18 protein-coding genes and 1 pseudogene are annotated in these 21,255 nt (G+C 59.3%); 11 read left to right on the forward strand and 8 right to left on the reverse strand.

The window, feature by feature from the left end; all coding sequences use genetic code 11:
- The first annotated feature begins 88 nt into the window (after positions 1–88).
- The gene (locus IB245_RS07105; RefSeq protein WP_192227110.1) at positions 89–700 is read left to right on the forward strand and encodes an FMN-dependent NADH-azoreductase; all 612 of its coding nucleotides are present in this window, start codon (positions 89–91) and stop codon (positions 698–700) included.
- A 257-nt stretch (positions 701–957) separates the two neighbouring features.
- A complete protein-coding gene (locus IB245_RS07110; protein ID WP_192227111.1) occupies positions 958–1,995 on the forward strand; it encodes an alpha/beta hydrolase family protein in 1,038 nt (345 codons plus the stop codon).
- Positions 1,996–2,396: 401 nt separating this feature from the next.
- On the opposite strand, the gene IB245_RS07115 is transcribed toward IB245_RS07110, so the two are convergent.
- Together IB245_RS07115 and IB245_RS07120 are read right to left on the reverse strand one after the other, a co-directional pair.
- Positions 2,397–3,584, reverse strand: a complete 1,188-nt coding sequence (locus IB245_RS07115) for an MFS transporter (protein ID WP_192227112.1) — start codon at positions 3,582–3,584, stop codon at positions 2,397–2,399.
- A 291-nt stretch (positions 3,585–3,875) separates the two neighbouring features.
- Complete coding sequence (locus IB245_RS07120; RefSeq protein WP_008026595.1) at positions 3,876–5,465, reverse strand: ABC-F family ATPase; 1,590 nt, start codon at positions 5,463–5,465, stop codon at positions 3,876–3,878.
- Positions 5,466–5,959: 494 nt separating this feature from the next.
- On the opposite strand from IB245_RS07120, the gene lpxO reads away from it, so the two are divergent.
- The 3 genes from lpxO to IB245_RS07135 all read left to right on the forward strand — a co-directional run bounded on the left by lpxO (position 5,960) and on the right by IB245_RS07135 (position 8,579).
- Entirely contained in the window at positions 5,960–6,859 is a 900-nt protein-coding gene (gene lpxO, locus IB245_RS07125) for a lipid A hydroxylase LpxO (protein WP_192227113.1), read from the forward strand.
- A 160-nt stretch (positions 6,860–7,019) separates the two neighbouring features.
- Positions 7,020–7,376: a hypothetical protein gene (locus IB245_RS07130; protein ID WP_192227114.1), complete on the forward strand. Its 357-nt coding sequence runs from the start codon at positions 7,020–7,022 to the stop codon at positions 7,374–7,376.
- A 51-nt stretch (positions 7,377–7,427) separates the two neighbouring features.
- Complete coding sequence (locus tag IB245_RS07135) at positions 7,428–8,579, forward strand: PQQ-dependent sugar dehydrogenase (protein WP_192227115.1); 1,152 nt, start codon at positions 7,428–7,430, stop codon at positions 8,577–8,579.
- 109 nt (positions 8,580–8,688) lie between these two features.
- On the opposite strand, the gene rimI is transcribed toward IB245_RS07135, so the two are convergent.
- Positions 8,689–9,786, reverse strand: coding sequence for a ribosomal protein S18-alanine N-acetyltransferase (gene rimI / locus IB245_RS07140; protein ID WP_192227116.1), 1,098 nt, complete (start codon positions 9,784–9,786; stop codon positions 8,689–8,691).
- 92 nt (positions 9,787–9,878) lie between these two features.
- Here rimI and IB245_RS07145 point away from each other — a divergent pair, with 92 nt between their 5' ends.
- Both IB245_RS07145 and IB245_RS07150 read left to right on the forward strand, forming a co-directional pair.
- Positions 9,879–11,453, forward strand: coding sequence for a RimK family protein (locus IB245_RS07145; protein WP_223434350.1), 1,575 nt, complete (start codon positions 9,879–9,881; stop codon positions 11,451–11,453).
- A gap of 7 nt (positions 11,454–11,460) precedes the next feature.
- The gene (locus tag IB245_RS07150) at positions 11,461–12,384 is read left to right on the forward strand and encodes a magnesium transporter CorA family protein (protein WP_008044231.1); all 924 of its coding nucleotides are present in this window, start codon (positions 11,461–11,463) and stop codon (positions 12,382–12,384) included.
- Positions 12,385–12,527: 143 nt separating this feature from the next.
- Here IB245_RS07150 and IB245_RS07155 read toward each other — a convergent pair whose 3' ends face one another.
- Complete coding sequence (locus IB245_RS07155; protein ID WP_192227117.1) at positions 12,528–12,863, reverse strand: DUF2834 domain-containing protein; 336 nt, start codon at positions 12,861–12,863, stop codon at positions 12,528–12,530.
- A gap of 247 nt (positions 12,864–13,110) precedes the next feature.
- Here IB245_RS07155 and ilvA point away from each other — a divergent pair.
- Positions 13,111–14,112 (forward strand): annotated as a pseudogene (ilvA, locus tag IB245_RS07160) (threonine ammonia-lyase, biosynthetic); the annotation flags it as partial.
- 147 nt (positions 14,113–14,259) lie between these two features.
- Here the strand turns inward: ilvA and eco are convergent.
- The gene (gene eco, locus IB245_RS07165) at positions 14,260–14,742 is read right to left on the reverse strand and encodes a serine protease inhibitor ecotin (RefSeq protein WP_192227119.1); all 483 of its coding nucleotides are present in this window, start codon (positions 14,740–14,742) and stop codon (positions 14,260–14,262) included.
- A 304-nt stretch (positions 14,743–15,046) separates the two neighbouring features.
- On the opposite strand from eco, the gene IB245_RS07170 reads away from it, so the two are divergent.
- Positions 15,047–15,316, forward strand: coding sequence for a DUF1652 domain-containing protein (locus IB245_RS07170; protein ID WP_192227120.1), 270 nt, complete (start codon positions 15,047–15,049; stop codon positions 15,314–15,316).
- 60 nt (positions 15,317–15,376) lie between these two features.
- On the opposite strand, the gene IB245_RS07175 is transcribed toward IB245_RS07170, so the two are convergent.
- A complete protein-coding gene (locus tag IB245_RS07175) occupies positions 15,377–15,643 on the reverse strand; it encodes a DUF2790 domain-containing protein (RefSeq protein ID WP_008044241.1) in 267 nt (88 codons plus the stop codon).
- A 515-nt stretch (positions 15,644–16,158) separates the two neighbouring features.
- On the opposite strand from IB245_RS07175, the gene IB245_RS07180 reads away from it, so the two are divergent.
- The gene (locus IB245_RS07180; RefSeq protein ID WP_192227121.1) at positions 16,159–16,455 is read left to right on the forward strand and encodes a hypothetical protein; all 297 of its coding nucleotides are present in this window, start codon (positions 16,159–16,161) and stop codon (positions 16,453–16,455) included.
- A 94-nt stretch (positions 16,456–16,549) separates the two neighbouring features.
- On the opposite strand, the gene IB245_RS07185 is transcribed toward IB245_RS07180, so the two are convergent.
- Positions 16,550–18,526: a type VI secretion system tip protein VgrG gene (locus tag IB245_RS07185; protein ID WP_192227122.1), complete on the reverse strand. Its 1,977-nt coding sequence runs from the start codon at positions 18,524–18,526 to the stop codon at positions 16,550–16,552.
- A gap of 372 nt (positions 18,527–18,898) precedes the next feature.
- Here IB245_RS07185 and IB245_RS07190 point away from each other — a divergent pair, with 372 nt between their 5' ends.
- Positions 18,899–20,200, forward strand: a complete 1,302-nt coding sequence (locus tag IB245_RS07190) for an OprD family porin (RefSeq protein WP_192227123.1) — start codon at positions 18,899–18,901, stop codon at positions 20,198–20,200.
- Positions 20,201–20,300: 100 nt separating this feature from the next.
- On the opposite strand, the gene IB245_RS07195 is transcribed toward IB245_RS07190, so the two are convergent.
- Positions 20,301–21,245, reverse strand: coding sequence for a carbohydrate kinase family protein (locus IB245_RS07195; RefSeq protein WP_192227124.1), 945 nt, complete (start codon positions 21,243–21,245; stop codon positions 20,301–20,303).
- Between the last annotated feature and the right edge of the window lie 10 nt (positions 21,246–21,255).

Consider the following 21,255-nt stretch of genomic DNA (forward strand, 5'->3'; position numbering starts at 1 on the left):
ATTGTTGCGGTCTAATCAGCTATTGGTTTCGTCTGTAGGATTGTCTCCATCAGATCGCCTCGTGGCGGTCCTCACCTGGAGATCCCATATGAAACTGCTGCATATCGATTCGAGCATTCTTGGTGACAACTCGGCTTCCCGTCAGCTGAGCCGCGAAGTCGTCAGCGCCTGGCAAGCGGCCGAGCCGACCGCCGTCGTGACCTACCGCGACCTGGCCAGCGATGCCATCAGCCACTTCTCCGCCACGACCCTGGTCGCCGCCGGCACCTCCGCTGAACTGCGCAACGCCGCCCAGCAGCACGAAGCCGAACTGAGTGCCTCGACACTGGCCGAATTCCTCGCCGCCGATGCCGTCGTCATCGCAGCACCGATGTACAACTTCACCATCCCGACCCAACTCAAGGCCTGGATCGACCGCGTCGCCGTTGCCGGTCAGACCTTCCGCTACACCGAAGCCGGCCCTGAAGGCCTGTGCGGTGGCAAGAAAGTCGTGATCGTGTCGACTGCCGGCGGTTTGCACGCAGGTCAAGCGAGTGGCGTTGCGCACGAAGAGTATTTGAAGTTGCTGTTCGGCTTCCTCGGCATCACCGACATTGAATTCGTCCGTGCCGAAGGCCTGGCGTACGGTGATGAAGTCCGCACCAAAGCCATGAGCGCTGCTCGCACGCAAATCAGCGAGCAACTGTTCGCCGCCGCGTAAGGCTTGCGTAAAGTTGTAAATCAGCTCGGGCAACACCCCAAAAAACTCTGTATTCTGATCCCGCAAGGTCAGATACGGAGTTTTTTGTTTCTGATCATTGCGTAATCTTTCATGTTGTGGCCCAGGTTATGCAGTCGAGGGTTTAACGTCCCCGTTCTGTAACGACCTTGGTGGCCGCAATTGCTGGTACAAGGCCGCTTCCTCGGTAATCGATGGAGAACGGGCTTCCCGGTCAAGTAACAAAGGTGGGGCATCCCATGGTGCGTCTTTGGGCAACGTTACTGATTTGCCTGCTTAGCAGCCTGAATTCAGTGCACGCCGCGCCTGCGCCACATCCTCACTGGAGCGTCGGTTTCCATGAGATGAGTTTTCTCGACCCACTGGACCTGCAACCGATGCGCGCCATCGCGTTCTATCCCTCCAGCGACCGTGAACACTCCAGTAAACTCGAGGGCTACACGGTCGAAGCGGGCGAAGACACCCGCGTCGCCATTGGCCGCTTCCCGATGCTGATGCTGTCCCACGGGAACACCGGAACCCCGATGGCCCTGCACGACCTCGCCACATCGCTGGCACGCAAGGGTTTTGTGGTGGTGGCGGTGATTCATCCCGGCGACAACTCGAAAGACCACAGCCGCCTCGGTACCTTGAGCAACTTGTATGGGCGGCCGATCCAGATTTCCGAAGCCATTACCGCGACCTTGGGCGACCGCATGCTCGCGCCGTTCGTCAATGCCGATCAGGTGGGGGTGATCGGTTATTCGGCCGGCGGGGAGACGGCGCTGATTCTGTCGGGGGCGACGCCGGATCTGGATCGTCTGCGTCGCTATTGCCAGGAACGTCCGGACGACCACGATGCCTGCAACACCCAGGGTGAACTGATTGTCGACCGTGATGACCTGCAACCGGTGGCGGATCCACGGGTGCACGCGCTGCTGCTGATGGCGCCGTTGAGCCTGAAATTCGGCCGTCATACCCTGGCCGACGTGCATGTGCCGGTGCTGCTGTACAGCGGTGACGGCGACAAACTGGTGGCCTTCGACAAAAACGCCGCCGCGCTGGCGCGCAAACTGCCGACCGCACCGGACTTCAAGCTACTGGCGGGGGCAGGGCACTTCGTGTTCATGGCCCCCTGCAACGAAGAACAGATCAAGGCGATGCCGGCGCTGTGCACCGATGCCGACGGCGTCGACCGCGAGGACATCCATCGCAACATGATCTCCGAAGCGGGGCGCTTCTTCTCCCACGCACTGGGCAAACCGACCCGCGCCGGCATGCAAACCGCCGATCAATAGGACCCACACACCACTGTAGGAGCCGGCTTGCCGGCGATGGCGCCCATGAAATCGCCATCGCCAGCAAGCCGGGCTCCTACAGGTCCTGCGGTGCACCCACAAACCCCAACATCCCCGAATCCGTAGGAGCCGGCTTGCTGGCGATGGCGCCCTTAAAATCGCCATCGCCAGCAAGCCGGGCTCCTACAGGTCTTGCGGCGCACCTACAAACCCCAGCATCCCCCGAATCTGTAGGAGCCGGCTTGCTGGCGATGGCGTCCATGAAATCGCCATCGCCCGCAAGCCGGGCTCCTACAGGTCTTGTGGTGCACCCACAAACCCAGTCATCCCCAAATCCGTAGGAGCCGGCTTGCCGGCGATGGCGCCCTTAAAATCGCCATCGCCAGCAAGGTTTGTGTTGATCAGGCTGTAGCGCGGCGTTTCAGTAGCAGAGTCAGGGCCAGGCCGGTGATCGACAACATTGCCGCACTGAAGAAAATCCACGAGTACCCCATGTTCAACGCCACCGCGCCCATCAGCGGTCCGGCAATCGCCAGCGCCAGATCGAAAAACACCGCGTAAGCACTCAAACCCGCGCCGCGACTGGAATTGGGCACCTGTTTAATGGCTTCTACCCCCAGCGCCGGGTACACCAGCGACAGGCCAAACCCGGCCAGACCCGCGCCAATCAGGGCGAAACCGGTCGACGGCGCGAGCCACAGCAGCACCAGGCCCACTGTTTCAATGCTCATGCAGACAATCGCCGAGGTGAATCCACCAAAACGACTGATGCTGGAAATGAACAGCAGTCGCGCAAGAATGAAGCAGACACCGAACACCGTCAGGCAGTACGCGGCGCCGGTCCAGCCACGGTTGACGTAATACAGGGTAATAAAGGTGGTCAACGTGCCGTAGCCGATCGACGCCAGGCTCAAACTCGCGCCGAACGGCGCAATACGCCCGAACACCGCCCAGAACGGCAGGCGTTCACCGCGAACCACTGGCACCGACGGTTTATTGCGGATCAGCAGCAGCGCCAACGCAGCCAGCAATGACAGCGCGATGCCCAGGCTGGCAAAACCATACGCGGCCACCATCACGACGCCCAATGGCGCACCGATCGCGATGGCGCCGTAGGACGCGATGCCATTCCACGAGATCGAGCGCGCGGTGTGTTCCGCGCCGACCTGGCCCATGCACCAACTGATGGTGCCGACGCCGATCAAGCCCTGCGCGATGCCCAGCAACAAACGGCCGGCGATCAGGATCAACAGGCTCGTCAGCGGAAAGCTTTGCAGCAACGTCGACAGCAACGTCAGCGCGCCGCTCAAGACAATCCCCGCCAACCCGTAAACAATCGATCGTTTCGTGCCGATGCTGTCCGACATGCGCCCGGCCATCGGGCGGCTGAGCAGGGTGGCGAGGTATTGCGAACCGATGGTCAGCCCTGCGACGACAGCGCTGAACCCGAGTTGTTCGTGGACATAACCCGGCAACACAGCAATCGGCAGGCCGATGCAAAGGAAGGCAATAAAGGTATAGAAAACGATGGAGACGATCTGCAGGGTGATCGCCATGGAGCTTTGCGGTGGCAGTTGCTGCGCAGACATGAGGGCTCGTTCGCGGGCGGCGGTGGGAGAGGTCCATCATGGCGCGGGTGTGGAATAAAAGAAAGCAGGCTAACTATATTCGTTGAGCCCGAGGGCCTCTTCGCGGGCAAGTCGGATCGCCGCACCGCTCGCTCCTACAGTGTTTTTTGTCGATCCCGAAATTCGCGTACGACTCGATACTGTAGGAGCGAGGCTTGCCCGCGAAGAGGTCTTGTGCACCAGCAATTTCATTGGCCATGAAATGCAAAAAGCCCCGTCACATGGACAGGGCTTTTCATTTATAGCGAACGCTTAGAACACAACGCCCTGACTACGCAGGTAATCATCATAAGTACCGCTGAAGTCGATCACGCCGCTAGGGCTCAACTCGATGATGCGGGTGGCCAGCGACGATACGAACTCACGGTCGTGGCTGACGAAGATCAGCGTGCCCGGATAGTTCTCCAGCGCCAGGTTCAGCGCCTCGATGGATTCCATGTCCAAGTGGTTGGTCGGTTCGTCCATGATCAGCACGTTCGGTTTTTGCAGGATCAGCTTGCCGAACAGCATGCGACCTTGCTCACCACCGGAGATGACTTTGACCGACTTCAGAATCTCGTCGTTGGAGAACAGCATGCGGCCGAGGGTGCCGCGAACCAGTTGCTCGCCGCCCTGGGTCCACTGGCCCATCCAGTCGAACAGGTTGCAGTCGTCTTCGAAGTCGTGCGCGTGGTCCTGGGCGTAGTAGCCCAGTTCCGCGGCGTCGGTCCACTTCACGGTGCCGGCATCCGGGGTCAGTTCGTTGACCAGGGTGCGCAGCAGGGTGGTTTTACCGATACCGTTCGGGCCGATGATCGCAACGCGCTCGCCAGCTTCAACCTGGAAGCTGAAGTCCTTGAAGAGTGTCTTGCCGTCGAAGCCTTTGGCCATGCCCTCGACGATGACCGCTTGACGGTGCAGCTTCTTGGTTTGTTCGAAGCGGATGAACGGGCTCACACGGCTCGAAGGCTTGACCTCGGCCAGCTGGATCTTGTCGATCGCCTTGGCGCGGGACGTGGCCTGCTTGGCTTTCGAGGCGTTGGCCGAGAAGCGGCTGACGAACGATTGCAGCTCGGAAATCTGAGCCTTCTTCTTGGCGTTGTCCGACAGCAGTTGCTCGCGGGACTGGGTCGCCACGGTCATGTACTCGTCGTAGTTGCCCGGGAACAGGCGCAGCTCGCCGTAATCCAGGTCAGCCATGTGGGTGCACACGCTGTTCAGGAAGTGACGGTCGTGAGAGATGATGATCATCAGGCTGGAGCGCTGGGTCAGCACGTTTTCCAGCCAGCGGATGGTGTTGATGTCCAGGTGGTTGGTCGGTTCGTCGAGCAACAGCACTTCAGGATCGGAGAACAGCGCCTGCGCCAGCAATACACGGAGTTTCCAGCCTGGGGAAACCTCGCTCATCGGGCCAAAGTGCTGCTCGATGCCGATACCCAGGCCCAGCAACAGTTCGCCGGCACGGGACTCGGCGGTGTAGCCGTCCATTTCGGCGAACTCGGTTTCCAGCTCGGCCACGGCCATGCCGTCTTCTTCGGTCATTTCCGGCAGCGAGTAGATGCGGTCGCGCTCGGCTTTAACCTTCCACAGTTCTTCGTGACCCATGATCACGGTGTCGATCACGGTGAATTCTTCGTAGGCGAACTGGTCCTGGCGCAATTTACCCAGACGCACGTTCGGCTCGAGCATGACCTGACCGCCGGAAGGCTCGAGGTCGCCACCGAGGATTTTCATGAAAGTCGACTTGCCGCAGCCGTTGGCGCCGATCAAGCCGTAGCGGTTGCCCGCGCCGAATTTGACCGAAACGTTTTCGAATAGCGGCTTGGCGCCGAACTGCATCGTGATGTTAGCTGTAGAGATCAAAGGTTTTTCCTGCGAAGCATTCAGAGTAGCTAGGGTTGCGGCAGTACCGATTCAGTACCCGTTTCCGGTATTCAAACCACGGGAAATACATCCCGATCAGAAGCGGAAGGTCCATCTGGCAATAAGTGGACAGCAGCAGTTGGAGCGCTTGGCCCGAGTCGAAGTGCGCTGAGACGGGGTTCAGTCCCGTCATCAACCAAGGGGGGCGCGTAATGTTTGGCGGCGATTGTACTGGTCTGGCTCTTTAAACGATAGGGCGTTGAGGCCGCACGGGTGCTTTGGCGGTACAAGTGGACAGATTTTCACAGTTGAACGCTAACCATTTGTTACAACTCGTGGCTAAAATGCCATCTTTCAACCGGATGCCGACCGCCGGCATGCTCAAGGACGCGCCTCAGGGACGCTGTTTCGTATTCAGACGCTGCACAAGACCCTTGGGCCGTCGGGCCTGTCAGGGGACGCAGTTTGTTCACTTCTGACGTGTGACGATTTCCGTGAAACTCATCATTGCCGCTATTTATGTTGTATCGATTGCGTACGTCCACCTGCGCGGTCGGGTGCGCCACAAGCTGGGCCGCCAACTGAGCGATCACTCGACGTTTCTCGCGCCGATCAATTGCTTCCTGTACCTGTTCTCGAAAATTCCCAACAAACCGTATCTCGATCCGGCCGACTTCCCGGACCTGAGCCCGTTGCAGACCCATTGGGAAGAAATCCGCGCCGAAGGTCAGAACCTGCTCAAGGCGGGTGAGATCAAGCGCTCGAACCAGTACGACGACGTCGGCTTCAACTCGTTCTTCAAAACCGGCTGGAAGCGCTTCTACTTGAAGTGGTACGGCGACAGTCATCCTTCGGCAATGAAGCTTTGCCCGCGCACCACCGAACTGGTACAGAGCATCGGTTCGATCAAGGCGGCGATGTTCGCCGAACTGCCGCCCGGTTCGAAACTGGTACGTCACCGCGACCCGTATGCCGGTTCCTACCGTTATCACCTGGGCCTGGAGACTCCGAACGACGCCGGTTGCTACATCAACGTCGATGGCGAGAACTATCACTGGCGTGACGGTGAAGCGGTGATGTTCGACGAGACCTTCATTCATTACGCCGAAAACACTACGCAGCAGAACCGCATCATTTTGTTCTGCGACATCGAGCGCCCCATGAAGTATCGCTGGGCAGCGGCGTTCAATGGCTGGTTCAGCCGCAACGTGATGTCGGCGGCCGGTGCACCGAACGAAGTGGGCGACAAGACGGGTGGCATCAATCGACTGTTCACCAGAATCTACAAGATTCGCCTGCGCGGCAAAGCGTTGAAGAAGCGCAACCGCACACTCTATTACCTGGAAAAGTGGGCGATTTTTGCCGGGTTGCTGGCGATTTTTGTCTGGATCTGATTGAGGCGTCGCGGCTGCCCATGGCCCGGCGCAAAGTTTTCAGCGGCGTACAAGCCAGTCCTGGCAGGGGATCAACTTCGTGTTACATGGTTTTGGTTAACAAATCCGAACCCTCGGCGTAGCGTGCTATCGAAGGCTGTATCACCTCGAGAGGCTGGCCATGAACCGATTAGCGTTTGGCATCATCACGATGACATTGACGGGCGTGCTGAGCCATCTGGCCCAGGCCGACACCCGGTTACCCGCATTCCCGATGCTGTTCGCCCAGAGCCCGACGGGCGCAACCAGCAATCCTTACAACAGCCCGATTCGCCGGGCCAACCCCAATAGCATGCAAGGCACACAACCCAGTGCGCCGGCCATCCGCGGGCCGAACACGGTTCCCGTTCCGCGGCCACCGACGCTGGACAACGGCGGCATTGGCAACCGCTATCCCCAGGATCGGTCGGCGCCTGTCAGCCCACCGAAATTCATCCCTAATCCACCCCCTCGGGACGCAGGCACCAGCAACCGTTGAGCAGCAGGACGCACGTCTTGCCAGCCATTCAGACGACAAAAGGAATCGTGCATGTTGCGTAAAACCCTCCTGGCTACCGTTTGCGCCAGCGCCCTGATCAGCACCGCCGCGCCGGTTTTCGCGGCGTCCGTGCAAGCGCTGAAAAGTGAACAGGGCACCCTTGAGGTCACGCCCATCGCCAAGGGGCTGGATCATCCGTGGGCCTTGGCGTTTCTGCCGGATCGCCAAGGGATGCTGGTGACCGAACGGCCCGGCAACCTGCGCGTGGTCAGCGTCCACGGCAAACTTTCGGCACCGCTCAGTGGCGTGCCGAAGGTCTGGGCCAAAGGGCAGGGTGGTCTGCTCGATGTGGTGCTGTCGCCCGATTTCAAACAGGACCGCACGGTCTATCTGTCCTACGCCGAAGGTGGCGGCGAGGGAAACAAGGCCGGCACGGCGGTCGGTCGCGGGCAACTGTCGCAAGACCTGACGGCGATCAGGAATTTCAAAGTGATCTTCCGTCAGGAGCCCAAACTCTCGGTCGGCAATCACTTTGGTTCGCGACTGGTGTTCGACCGTGACGGCTACCTGTTCATCACCCTCGGCGAGAACAATGACCGGCCAACCGCGCAGGATCTGGACAAGCTGCAAGGCAAGGTCGTGCGGATCTACCCGGACGGCACGGTGCCCGACGACAACCCCTTTGTCGGCCAGGCGGGCGTGCGTCCGGAAATCTGGTCGTACGGCCAGCGCAATCCACAAGGCGCGGCGCTCAATCCCTGGACCGGCGTGCTCTGGGAAAACGAACACGGCCCGCGCGGCGGTGACGAAATCAACATCATCGAGCGTGGCAAGAATTACGGCTGGCCTCTGGCGACCCATGGCATCAACTACTCCGGTCAACCGATCCCGGAAGCCACGGGCAAGACCGCCGTGGGCACTGTTGCGCCACGCCACGTCTGGGAAAAATCTCCCGGCCTGAGCGGCATGGCGTTTTACGACGCTGACCGCTTCAAGGCGTGGCAGCACAACGTGTTCATCGGTGCGCTGGTCAGTCAGGAGTTGATACGCCTGCAGTTGGACGGCGACCGGGTGGTTCACGAAGAGCGTTTGATGGGCGAGCTGAACAAACGCATCCGCGACGTGCGGCAGGGGCCGGACGGGTATTTGTATGTGCTCACCGATGAAGATGATGGCGTGTTGTACAAGGTCGGGCTGAAGTAAAAGTCTTACGCCGCCTTCGCGAGCAAGCCCGCTCCCACACTGACCGCGATCAAATGTGGGAGCGGGCTTGCTCGCGAAGGCGGCGGTAGACACAACATAAATGCATTGATTACCCCCGGCGATAAAGAATCACCGCCGCCCGCAACTTGCCGCGCCCGAAACTGCACATCTTTTCGAACTCCCCATGGCTGACCGGCAAATGCTGGCAGTCCATGGGCTGACGATGCTGGCTATGGTCGACATCCGGGTCGTGCAGGTACACAAATTCCTCATCGCAATCGGTGACGATCACCCAGTGCGGCGACTTGGAGCGGGTCAGCCGATAACTGCTGATCAGCACCAGCGGCTGTCCGCCGTCGTTCAGTAACCGAGGCAGGTCCAGCGGACCACCGAGCACCTGTTCGACGTCAGTCGTTCCCAACTGAGCCATGAACTCCTCGTGCACCAGGCGCATGACGTCTTTTTTATGCTCATCGCGCACGCCATCGAGAAACAACGGCCCGGCCATGCTCACTTGCAGGCGCACACGAAACCCGCGTCGCGCCGCCGCCAATGCCAGACCTTGAGGGCTGCACCCGCCGTGGCCAGAGGTCATGAACACGGTGGTTGCTTCGCGCCAGATCTGCAGTTCTTCGCGGCGCTCCAGCACTCGACCGGTTTGCAGTGCGCCCATGGCCATCAACAGGCACGCGGGGCCGCAGGTGAATTCGGTGGTCTGGGCGTACCAGGGCACGTTGATGTTGCGCGAGTCATGGTGCTGAAGGATGCGTTTTTCCAGGCGCAGCGCATCGGCATGGTCCTGGTAATAATCATGGATCAGCGCGAAGCGCCGGTAACCGTTGCGCTCATACAGGGCGATGGCGGCGGGGTTGTCGATGCGCACTTCCAGCCGCAGGTACGCGCAGTCGTGTTCCAGGGCGCAGGCCTCGATGCGTTCCAGCAATTGCTTGCCGAGCCCACTGCCGCGAGCCTGTTCGGCGATGGCAATCGAGTAGAGCCGCGCCAGCGATGTGCCCCGGTGAAACAACACCACCGCATAACCCAGCAATTGCTCGCCACGCTGGGCCACCAGCAGTCGTCCGTGAGCGCGGGTGATCATCCATTGAAAGCTGCGGCTGGTGAGCCGGTCCGTGGTGAAACATTGCTGTTCGAGTGCCAGCAACGCGGGTAAGTCTTCAACTACCGCCAAGCGAAAGACAGGATTCATATGACCGCCGTAAAAGTTGCGTAACGAAACGGGACTTTCGAAAAAGTTCGTGCTTAATAGGAAAGGTCTTGTTCTCCAACGGATCAATCACTATGTCAGCGGTACAAGGTCATTGGCGCGAAGTATCCGAGCAAAGTTTGCCGGCAGCAACTTATTTAAATGACACGGTTAGAACTTCAAGTCAGTTGATTATCATCGTCGAACGCAAGGAAGACTGGGCGTCCTACTTTCCCAGCGAAGACATCGTCACGGCTCAGGAATACCTCGAGCAGACCCGCGACAACGAGCAGGGCAAACGGGTCCAGGTGATCAACCTGTGCCGCAGCTACAAGTACCTGGGGCACGGTTATTACTGCTCGCTGCTGGCCGAGGCGCGGGGGCACAAGGTTATTCCATCGGTGCGCACCATCAGCGAACTGACGCGCAAAGCCCTGTACGGCCTGGCGCTGGATGACCTGGATAAAACCCTGGAAAAAGCCCTCAGTCATCACCTTTACAGTGACACCGAAGGTTTTACCCTGACCCTGTATTTTGGAAAAACGCATATAGAGCCGTTGCAGGATTTGGCGCGACAGTTGTTTGAAGTATTTCCGTGTCCGATATTGTTAGTTGAGTTTCGTCGAACTAACGGCTGGCACATCGAAGGGATAAAGTCTGGCGCCTTGCACAAGTTGCGCGAAGATCAGGAAGATCAGTTCGCCCACTCACTCGATACGTTCAGTCGCAAGATCTGGCGCGTGCCACGGTCGCGGCGCCTGGCCCGTTATGACCTGGCGATCCTGCACGATCCGCAGGAAGCGTTGCCGCCGTCCAACCCCAAGGCGCTGGAAAATTTCGTACGCGTGGGCAAGACCTTGGGCATTGATGTGGAGCTGATCGAGCGCAAGGACTACGCACGCATCGCCGAATACGACGGGCTGCTGATCCGCGAGACTACAAGCGTCGACAACCACACCTACCGTTTCGCGAAAAAGGCCGAGAGCGAAGGGTTGGTGGTGATGGACGACCCGGCATCGATCCTGCGTTGCACCAACAAGGTCTACCTGACCGACCTGCTCAATAGCCATCAATTGGGCATGCCCGCCACCGAAATCCTCTACAAGGAACGACCGGAAGACTTCGAACGGGTCGGCGAGCGCCTGGGCTTTCCGCTGGTGTTGAAGATTCCCGACGGCTGTTTCTCCCGTGGAGTGATCAAAGTCGAGAGCCAGCAAGCCTTGCTCGAAGCGACCGCCGAACTGTTCGAACACTCGGTGCTGTTGCTGGCTCAGGAGTTCTTCTACACCGAGTACGACTGGCGCATCGGCGTGCTCAACCGCAAACCGATCTTTGCCTGCCAGTACTTCATGTCCAAGGGCCATTGGCAGATCTACAACCACAAGGCCAAGGGGCAAGACATCAACGGCGAATGCCGTACCCTGGCGGTTCACGAAGCACCGCGTGCGGTGGTGGAACTGGCGGTGAAAACCGCGAACCTCATCGGTGACGGCCTCTACGGCGTCGACCTCAAGCAGTCCGGCGACAAGGTGGTGGTCATCGAGGTCAACGACAACCCGAACATGGACGCCGGCATCGAAGACGCGTATCTGCAGGACGATTTGTACTCGTTGGTGCTGGAAGAATTCGTCCGCCGACTGGAACTCAAACGCCGCGGCCAGGCCTGGTGAGCGGCCGATGATCAAGAGCTTTCAACTGACCCACGGCGTGCTGCATGCGGTCGAACGGCTGGACGCCGAAGTGATGCTGTTCAGCAACCCCGATGCGGCCGAGCGCGACTTGCTGCACAGCCATTTCAAACTCGATGAACACGCCCTGGCGTCGGCGCTGGACCCGGACGAGGTATCGCGCATCGAGTTTCACCCCGACAACCTGTTTCTGATCTGGAAGCGCCCGGAGAACTACTCCGGCGCCGGCAGCCTGGCTTTTGAAGTGTCGTCCTGCGGCTTGCTGTTTTCTACCCAGCGTTTGCTGGTGATCGCCACCGACGACTCGCCGCTGCATGGGCTCGGCACCCGGCAGAAACTGAACACGCCGTTGGATGTGTTGCTGGATCTGCTGTTCAACAACATCCATCACTACCTGGGCCACCTCAAGGTGATCAAGCTGGTTGCGCGGGAGTTGCAGCAGAAATTCAACGCGTCGATGCAGAACCAGCACCTCATCCAGATGTTCAACCTCAGCGAAAGCCTGATCTATTACATCAACGCGATACACAGCAACGGCGCGGTCCTGACCCGGCTGCGCAACCACGCGGAAAAGGAGCACTTCGGCGCCGAGGCCATCGGCCTGATCGACGACCTGATCATTGAAAACAACCAGTGCTACAAACAGGCGGAAATCTATTCCACGGTGTTCTCCGGGCTGATCGACGCCCGGGGCAATCTGATGAACAACAGCATGAACAACCTGCTGCGCAAACTGACGCTGATCAACGTGGTGTTCCTGCCGCTGAACCTGATTGCGAGCATCGGCGGCATGTCCGAGTTCAGCATGATGACGGCGGGGACGCCGTGGTGGGTGTCGTATCCATTGTTTTTGACGGCGATGATGCTAGGGGCGGGAGTGATGGTGTTGGGGCTCAGGCGGTTGGCCAAATGATGTGGTGAATGTCAGGCCGTAATCGCGAGCAGGCTCGCTCCCACAATGGTCCGGGTTGAACTCAGGTTTCCTGTTCAACACAAATCTCCTGTAGGAGCCGGCTTGCTGGCGATGGCGGCCTCAACACCACCACACACTCAGGATCAGACTTCTTGCGTGGCACCCACAGACCTCTTCCGCTCCTGCAACCCGCGAACCACCAGATACAACAACGGCCCAATCGACACAAAAATCGCGGTGAGCAATAGATAGGGAATGACGGACAATGCCGACAGCCCACGCTTGCGCGCATCGCTGTACATCCACACCCCGGCCAGCGTCGCCAGCAGGTAAAGATCAATCACCACCTGCGCCGTATCAGGTCGCGACATCAGGCTGATGCCAAATTCGATCAACGATTGTTCCGCCTGGAGCATCACCGCAACGGTGTAGCCAGCGAAGGCGAGCAGGGCAATCAGGGGCAGGGCGATGGACTTCATGGTTTCCTTCCTTGGACGATGAGCAGAACAGCGAGCCTACACAGGCCGGGAAAATTTGGCCATTGACTTGCCTGTCATGCCCGGCTAATTTCCAGCCATGACTTCCACCGTATTGCGCTGCCAGCCAAGCATTATTACCGCCATTCCTTATTTGGCGGGCTAGCTCACGACTGCAGCACCCAACCCGCCCTAGAGGCGGGTTTTTACTTTCTGTCTCTTGGGTTCTGATCAACGTCAGGAGACGACCATGAACAGCACACCCGCCCAGCAGACCTTGCTTGAGCACTACGTCAAAAAGATCCTCGCCGCGCCGGTGTACGAACTGGCGGTACGCACGCCGTTGCAAGTAGCGCCGGCGCTGTCCGAAGCCCTCGGCAACCAGATCCTGCTGAAACGCGAAGACTTGCAGCCGACCTTTTCCTTCAAGATCCGTGGCGCCTACAACAAGTTGGTACAGCTCAGCGATGAGCAGAAGGCGCGCGGTGTGATCACCGCCTCGGCAGGCAACCATGCCCAGGGCGTGGCGCTGGCGGCGCGTGAATTGGGGATTGCCGCGACCATCGTCATGCCCGCCACCACACCGGAATTGAAGGTGCTTGGAGTGCGCAGCCGCGGTGCCGATGCCGTGCTGCATGGGGAGAGTTTTCCGTTTGCCCTGGCGTACGCCTTGAACCTGGCAGAACAAACCGGCCGCACCTTCGTTTCGCCCTTCGACGACCCGGACGTGATCGCGGGGCAGGGCACCGTCGCCATGGAAATCCTCCGTCAGCACCAAGGATCGCTCGACGCGATCTTCGTGCCGGTGGGCGGTGGCGGCCTGATCGCGGGCATCGCCGCGTACGTCAAATACCTGCGACCTGAAATCCGCATCATTGGCGTCGAGTCGGAACATTCCGCGTGTCTGCGCGCCGCCTTACAGGCAGACGAGCGTGTTGTCCTGCCCAACGTCGGTACGTTCGCCGATGGCGTCGCCGTCGCTCAGATCGGCGCTTATGGTTTCGAGGTCTGCCGATTTTGCGTGGATGAGGTGCTGACCGTCAGCAATGACGAACTCTGCGCCGCCATCAAGAACATCTACGACGATACCCGCTCGATCACCGAACCTTCCGGTGCGTTGGCCGTGGCGGGAATCAAGAAGTACGTGGCGCAGACTGGCGTGCGTGGTCAGACGCTGGTGGCCATCGACTCCGGCGCCAACATCAACTTCGACAGCTTGCGCCATGTCGCCGAGCGCGCTGCGCTGAGCGAAGCCCCGGCGTGAGCACGCTTGAAATGCCGCCGCCCAATCCCCTGTGGGAGCGGGCTTGCTCGCGAAGGCGTCTTCAAATTCAACATTAATGTTGACTGATAGACCGCTTTCGCGAGCAAGCCCGCTCCCACAGGTTCTGGATCGAAGTTATTCCTGAACAGCTTTTTCAACCGTGCTCGACGCCGACCAGATCCGATAACGCACTTCAACATCCTTGGGCACATACAGCACGATCGGCAGCTTGCTGTTGTAACGCAACCTGAAGCCGTCACCGACCACCGGGACGAAGTCCTGTTTGCTTTTCCCATCCGGGCAGGCCATCAGCGTGCTCATCGGGCCGATCACTTTTTCCAGTCGGTAGAACGGGTAGCCCCAGCCTTCGAGGTTTTTCTCCTCGAGCATGCCGCCCAGGCGTTGGCGATTGCAGTCAACGGTCAAGGTCTTTCCGGCGAGAATTTCGACCTGGTAGTTGTCTTCACCGGCTTGCGGGGCTAGGTGAATGACCTGGCGGGTGAAGCCGTTTTCGGCTTTGGGAAACGGTGCAACGTCTTCGAGTTTGGCTGCGTGAACAACGGTCGATAGCCCGGCAACAATCAGGCCGACGGTAGTGATTCGGGTCAATGAACCCATGATGCCTCCTTGCGTGTGAGTAGGGTCAGCGGATGTTAAAGGGAGTGGCCGCATTTTTACTGCCATGGGCGGCCAATGCAAACCCGGACTCATCAGGTTGCAATTTGCAGGGGCGAGAACCTGCGTTCATGCAGACTGCATGAGTGCATTTACTTGAAGACACATTAAACCTTTGAATTACCGATGAGCTGCACGGCGAAATCCGGGGCATGTTTTATGCTTCATCTGGTCCTGAAGCTGGCCGCGAATGAGTTGAGTCGGCATTGATAGCTGATTGGCAATCTCACATAAGGAGAGGGTCGCCATGTTTCTTTCTGCCTTGGAACTTCGCAACATCATCGAAAGCAGTTTTCTGCCGAAACGTTGTCAATGCACGCTGACGCCCGACCTGTCGATGACGATCAAGGTGTATTCAGATCTTGAAACCGATCAAGTGGATCTATTGAAGACTGGCATCAATGCCAAGTCGCTCAATGGGTGTCGTGAAATCAATGACCTGATTGCCGGGCTGCGCACCGAAATCCAGCATCGGGCAGAACTCCAGACGCTGCACCCCGATCGGCAAGCGCTTTAATTCGCCGTCGTCACATCACGGGTCTGGCCAGGAAGCCAGACCCGTGTTTGTTGTTTCCGATCAATTCTGATAACTGCACGCATCCGACCATTTGCGATACGAGATCTCTGCGGGTTTTCCCGACGTATCGATGTACTTCATCTCAGCCGTAATGACTTTGCAGTCCAGCGTCGTAGGTTCGGTCAGCGCAACCACCTTGGCCACGTGCAGCGGCATCCCGTATTCGTAGGGCACGGCTTGTGAGGAAGTGGTGTCGTCGGCCTGGGCAAGCCCGGTAAACCCGGTGCAGGCGAGGGCAGCGGTAACCAGCAAAATGCGCGTATTCATGAGCAATCTCCGGTGCGGACGGAACGAGAGTTCGACGTAAAGAACGTCGAACCTGCCGCACTGGGCGTCAGAGGAACCTGAGGGCGTGCGGTCCAGTAAAGTTTTGGACCGCAGGGTTAAGCAATGGTTAACCCGGCTGAATGCCGCCTGTCGTGAGGGGCGTTTCTGTCAGGCGTTTCGTTGGGGTGAAAATCTTCGGTAGCTTCGGCTTCGTCCTACAAGGATGGACGCTTTGTCGACTTTCGGCTGATGGGGCGTAGCGATTACTGTTTGGGCTCGCTGCAAAATCAGCGAACAGGTTTGGTCACCTGAAAATTAAACAGTGCATACAAGTGTGACATCATTCGCTTTGCGGACATCTCTGTTCGCATGGCGCAATGCTGTGGCGGCTGTGTGCAGGACGCCTTCGGGCGAGCTGAGTTACTGTTCTCAGTTGACCAAACCTGTACACGGTCCGCCTCCCATCGTTTGGTCACGGTGCTGGCGGTTACTTCAAAACAGGCGAGTAACTAACTATGACAACGATTAATCCGTTCCCCGATCGTCACCGTTCAATCAAAAGCAGCGTCACCGAAACATCTCCTCTGGTCATCGACACCGAAGCCAACCCCCAAGACATCCTCGAAGCCGCCCTCCAGCGCATCCGCGCCTCCAGCGAGCTACTTGAAACACTCCACCTCCAATGTTTCAAGGACGGCGACGTGCAGGACATTCCGCACATCACGCACGCCCTTTACCTGCTGACGCAGGACGGTTGCGACTTGCTCAAGGTTGCGCAGCAACGGATGCTGGGCTGGAAGGCACCAGCCTGACGTTTGATCTGTACTGACAAATCCAGCGCCCGTAGGCGCTGGATTTTTTATGGGGGCGACGCAACTTGAATGGCTTCTTGCGGCTTTCAAGTTGTCAGTGAACCGTCTTCGCCTGCACCACATTCCCCGCACGATCCTGATCGGCAGGCGTCGGCACCACCGGCGGCAACTGAGCAATCCCCGTGCCCGCACCCGGCGCACCGCCCGAGTTGGCCTTCACCTCCGCCCCGCTAATCGTCACACCACCCGCATCCACCTTGACGAAACTCCCGCCAGCCTTCGCCGTCAGTTCCATCCCGCCTTCAACCACCACTTTATTACCCGCGTGGTAGTGAATCTCTTCACCCGCCTCAACAAACTGCGCCGTCCCGACCTTCACATGCTGGGTTACACCCACCGTAAGGTGATCATCCGCCCGCGCTTCAGTCTTGCGATCCAGATGCGTGATCCGATGCTCCTCAACCTTGAACTCGCTAAACACCTTCGCCTCAACCGTGTCGTGCCGCTCGTTGCCGATGCGGATTTTCTGGTCGTGTTCGATGTTTTCGTCCCAGTCGCGCTGGGCATGCAGGTAGATCTGTTCCGCGCCTTTTTTGTCTTCGATGCGAAATTCGTTGTAGCCCTTGCCGCCCGGTGAGCTGAGGGTCTTGAAGGTGCTGCGGGTTTTGTTCGCCGGCAGGTCGTAGGGGACGACGTTTTCCTTGTGGTACAGGCAGCCGGTGACCAGCGGTTGGTCGGGGTCGCCTTCGAGGAAGGTGACGAGCACTTCCATGCCGACACGCGGGATAGCGATGCCGCCATAGGCGCTGCCGGCCCAGCCGGTGGCGACGCGCAGCCAGCAACTGGTGTTGTCGTTGGCCTGGCCGTCGCGGTCCCAGTGGAATTGCACTTTGACGCGGCCGTACTCGTCGCAGTGGATTTCCGAGCCGGGTGGGCCGGTGACGATGGCGGTCTGGCTGCCGAGGACTTGCGGTTTCGGGTGTTCGAGGGCAGGGCGGTAGTGCGCGTCCCACGGAGTGGCGAGGAAGCGGTTGCGGTAGCCCTGGTGGAAATCGTCTTTGTTGTGGGTGACGTCGCTGGTGACGTTGGCGCCGAGCACTTGCGGTTGCTTGCCTTCGTGGACCACTTCCAGCAGCAGCCACAGGTCGTTCCATTCGGCGCGCGGGTGTTCGCTAAGGGCCATGAAGTGACCGCTGACCAGCGTCGGCTGGTCGCCTTTGCCTTCCGCGAGTTTGTAGTCGCTGCGGTGGCGTTCGAGGGCGCGGGTTGCCAGTTGCTTGCCACGGGCACGGTCGGTGAAACGGCCGGGGTAGTCGTAGTCTTCCAGGTCCGGAGCGAACGCACTGGAAGCGGCGCTTTCAGGCAGGATGCGCGGTTTTTCGAAGTCGTAATCGCGGCGGCTGACACGGCTGGTGCGGGTTTCCAGGCGCAGGTTGAAGCGCTTGATCACCGGTTTCTCGGCGGCCATGCCGGAGTCTTGCTGATAGGCCACGGGCGCGAGTTTGCGGAACACCGTCTGGTCATCGCCGAACACCAGTTTGTGGCCGCTGCTGCTGTGCTGGAAGTGGAAGTGAATGCCTTCTTCTTCGCACAGGCGCTGGATGAAATGCAGGTCGGATTCGTCGTACTGCACGCAGTAGACACGCTCGGGGTAGATCGCGCCGAGCTGGAAGTCATAGGCGTCGGCCAGAATGCCGCGGGCCTCAAGGACTTGGGCGATGATCTTCGGCACCGTCAAATGCTGGAAAATCTGCTGGTCATGGTTGTGGCGCAGGTAGGCCAGTTGCGGCACCAGGCTGATGCTGTAGCGGGTCAGGCTTTTGCCGGAGTCGCCTTGCTCGATGCGATAGACCAGGCCGTGAATGATGCCTTCGCCGGTGGCGCCGAAGGTCAGGCAGCCGGGCTTGTGCAGCAATTCTTCGAGTTTCAGGTCGGGGCGTGCGCTGACCAGTTCGATGTCAAAACAGAAGGGCTGATTGAGGGCTTCGCGACCGACGAAACTGAGTACCTGAAGGTCAGCGGAAACGCCTTCCAGCGTGAGGGAAATATGGATTGCGTTTGCGTCCAGCATGCCTTGAATTCCGTCCTTTGGATAAGCAGGAGCGGATGGTGCAGGATTAAACCGCCTCGTTCAAGGCGCAAATGCCGTAGATGAGGGCGTACCCCGGCATCGGGAAAACCCCTAATGGCACGGTTTCGACCAATAAACACGGGGGCTCTTCGCCTGCGGGTTCATCGACCAATTGCCCCCCGCTGGTCAGCGCCGTGCCAGAACAGGGAGTCATTTTCCGACTAAAGTCGTCTGTAGCCGGTAAAAGCCTTCTGCCATCATTGCCGCTCACCCCCGTGTGTCGCCTTCATCCTGGCCAGTTCCTGGTCCGGGGCGAAGCTATTTTCTGGCTTATTGCGCCTTGCGCAAACGCTGCACTGTTGGAGCTTTTTCATGCGTCCCCCTTTTCAACTCATCACCGCGCGCCAGTCACTTGGCTTCGGCGCTTTAGTCCTGTGCGCCGGTTTTACCGTCCAGGCTCAGGCGAGCGGTTTTCTCGATGACACCACGGCGAAGATCGAATCGCGCACGGTGTATTTCAACCGTGATTTTCGTGATGGTCATACGTCCACCGAACAGGGCGCGTCCAAGCGCGAAGAGTCGGCGCAGGGCTTCATTCTCAACCTGCAATCGGGGTACACCGAAGGCACCGTCGGCTTCGGTATCGATGCGCTGGGCATGCTCGGGTTCAAGCTCGATTCCAGCGCCGACAGCAGCAACAGCGGCTTGCTGCCATCGTCGGGTGAAAACCCGCGTGGCTCGAAAGACCAGTACGCCAAACTTGGCCTGACCGCCAAGGTGCGCGTCTCCGATAGCGTATTGAAGTACGGCGCGCTGCTGCCGGACGTGCCGCTGCTCAAGTACAACGACGGGCGTTTGCTGCCGACCATGTTCAACGGCGCGCAGCTCACCTCTAAAGAGATCAAGGACCTGACGTTCATGGCCGCGCGCCTGGACCAGTACACCGCCCGGGACTCGACCGACGCCCAGGACATCCGCGTGCACTGCAAGAACAAGCGCTACGCCTGCAACGTCACCGCCGATCACTTCGACATGTATGGTTTCGACTACAAGATCAATGAGCGCCTGACTGCGCAGTATCACTACGCCGAGCTGGAAGACATCTATCGCCAGCACTTCGTGGGTTTGCTGGCCAGTCAGCCGTTGGGTGAGGGCGTGCTCAAGGCTGATCTGCGCGTGCTCAAGAGTGCCGACAGCGGCGCCGAGCGTGCCGGTTCCATCGACAACCGCGCACTGAGCGGCATGCTCGCGTACGCCATCAGCGGCCACACCTTCAGCGCCGGTTGGCAGCGCATGAACGGCGACAACTCGATGCCGTACCTGGATGGCACCAATCCGTACCTGGTGAACTACGTGCAGGTCAATGACTTCGCCGCCGCGCAGGAGCGTTCGTGGCAACTGCGTTATGACTATGACTTCAAGTCGATCGGCATCAACGGCCTGAGTTTCCTGACCCGTTATGTGAACGGCGACCACATCAAGGTGCTTGGCAGCGATCAGGAGGGCAAGGAATGGGAGCGCGACAGCGAGCTCAAGTACGTGGTGCAAAGCGGGACGTTCAAGGATGTCAGCCTGCGGCTGCGTAATGCGACGTATCGGACCAACTACGAGAAGTTTGCGCGGGATGTGGATGAGACGCGGTTGATTGTGAGTTACAACTTTTCGGTGTTGTGACAGGGAGGCCGCCTTCGCGGGCAAGCCTCGCTCCTACAAGGTTGGCGTCGCGCCATAGAACCTGTAGGAGCGAGGCTTGCCCGCGATGGGGCCCTCTGATTCAGCCAAGATCCAACTGCTGCCGATACGGCAAATCCGGCCCGGTCTTGCTGCACGTCAGCGCCGCTGCCCGCACCGCAAACTTCAACATCTCGTCGATCTGCTCGCGCGCCAGCGATTGCACGCCCTCGACCGAATCCAGCTGCTGCTCGGTCAGCCAGGTAATCAACGCCGCCTGGAACGTATCGCCAGCCCCAACGGTGTCGGCAATCTTCACCGGACAGGCCGGCACCGACCACGAGCCGTGATTGCGGCTAAACACCGTCGCCCCTTCGCCGCCACGGGTCAGGAACACCACCTGACTGCGATGCTGCAACCAGGCTTCAATCACCTGCTGCGGATCCTGCCCGGGATACAACAGGCTCAGGTCCTCATCACTGACTTTGATCAGGTCGGCCAGCTCCACCAGCGTCGCAACCCGCGAACGCCATAGCTCGATGTTCGGTTCAGGGTTGAGCCGTACGTTCGGATCAAGGCTGATCAGGCGCTTGCCACTTTCCCGCTGCACCAGGGCCAGCAGCGTGTCGGCAATCGGCTGCACCACCAGCGAGAACGAGCCAATGTGCAAGCCGCGCACCTCTGGCCCCAGTTCCGGCAAATGCTCCGGTTTCAACTGCCGATCCGCGCAACCTTCGCCCCGAAAACTGTACTGCGGTGAACCATTGGCACCGACCGCGACCATCGCCAGGGTGGTCGGTGCGGCGAAATCCACCAGATAATCCGGGCGTACGCCTTCATCTTGCAGCACTTGTTGCAAACGCCGGCCCAGATAGTCCGTCGACAACCCGGCAAACAGCGCCGCGTCCACGCCCAAGCGGCGCAAACCGACCGCCACGTTGAAGGGCGAGCCGCCGGCAATCGCCTTGAAATTCACTTTTGAAGCCAGGCCGCTGGCGTCGTCTTCACTGAAGAAATCGAACAGCGCTTCGCCACACACCAGATACATAGTTGTTCAC

The sequence above is a fragment of the Pseudomonas sp. PDM02 genome (assembly GCF_014852285.1).
GTDB lineage: Bacteria > Pseudomonadota > Gammaproteobacteria > Pseudomonadales > Pseudomonadaceae > Aquipseudomonas > Aquipseudomonas migulae.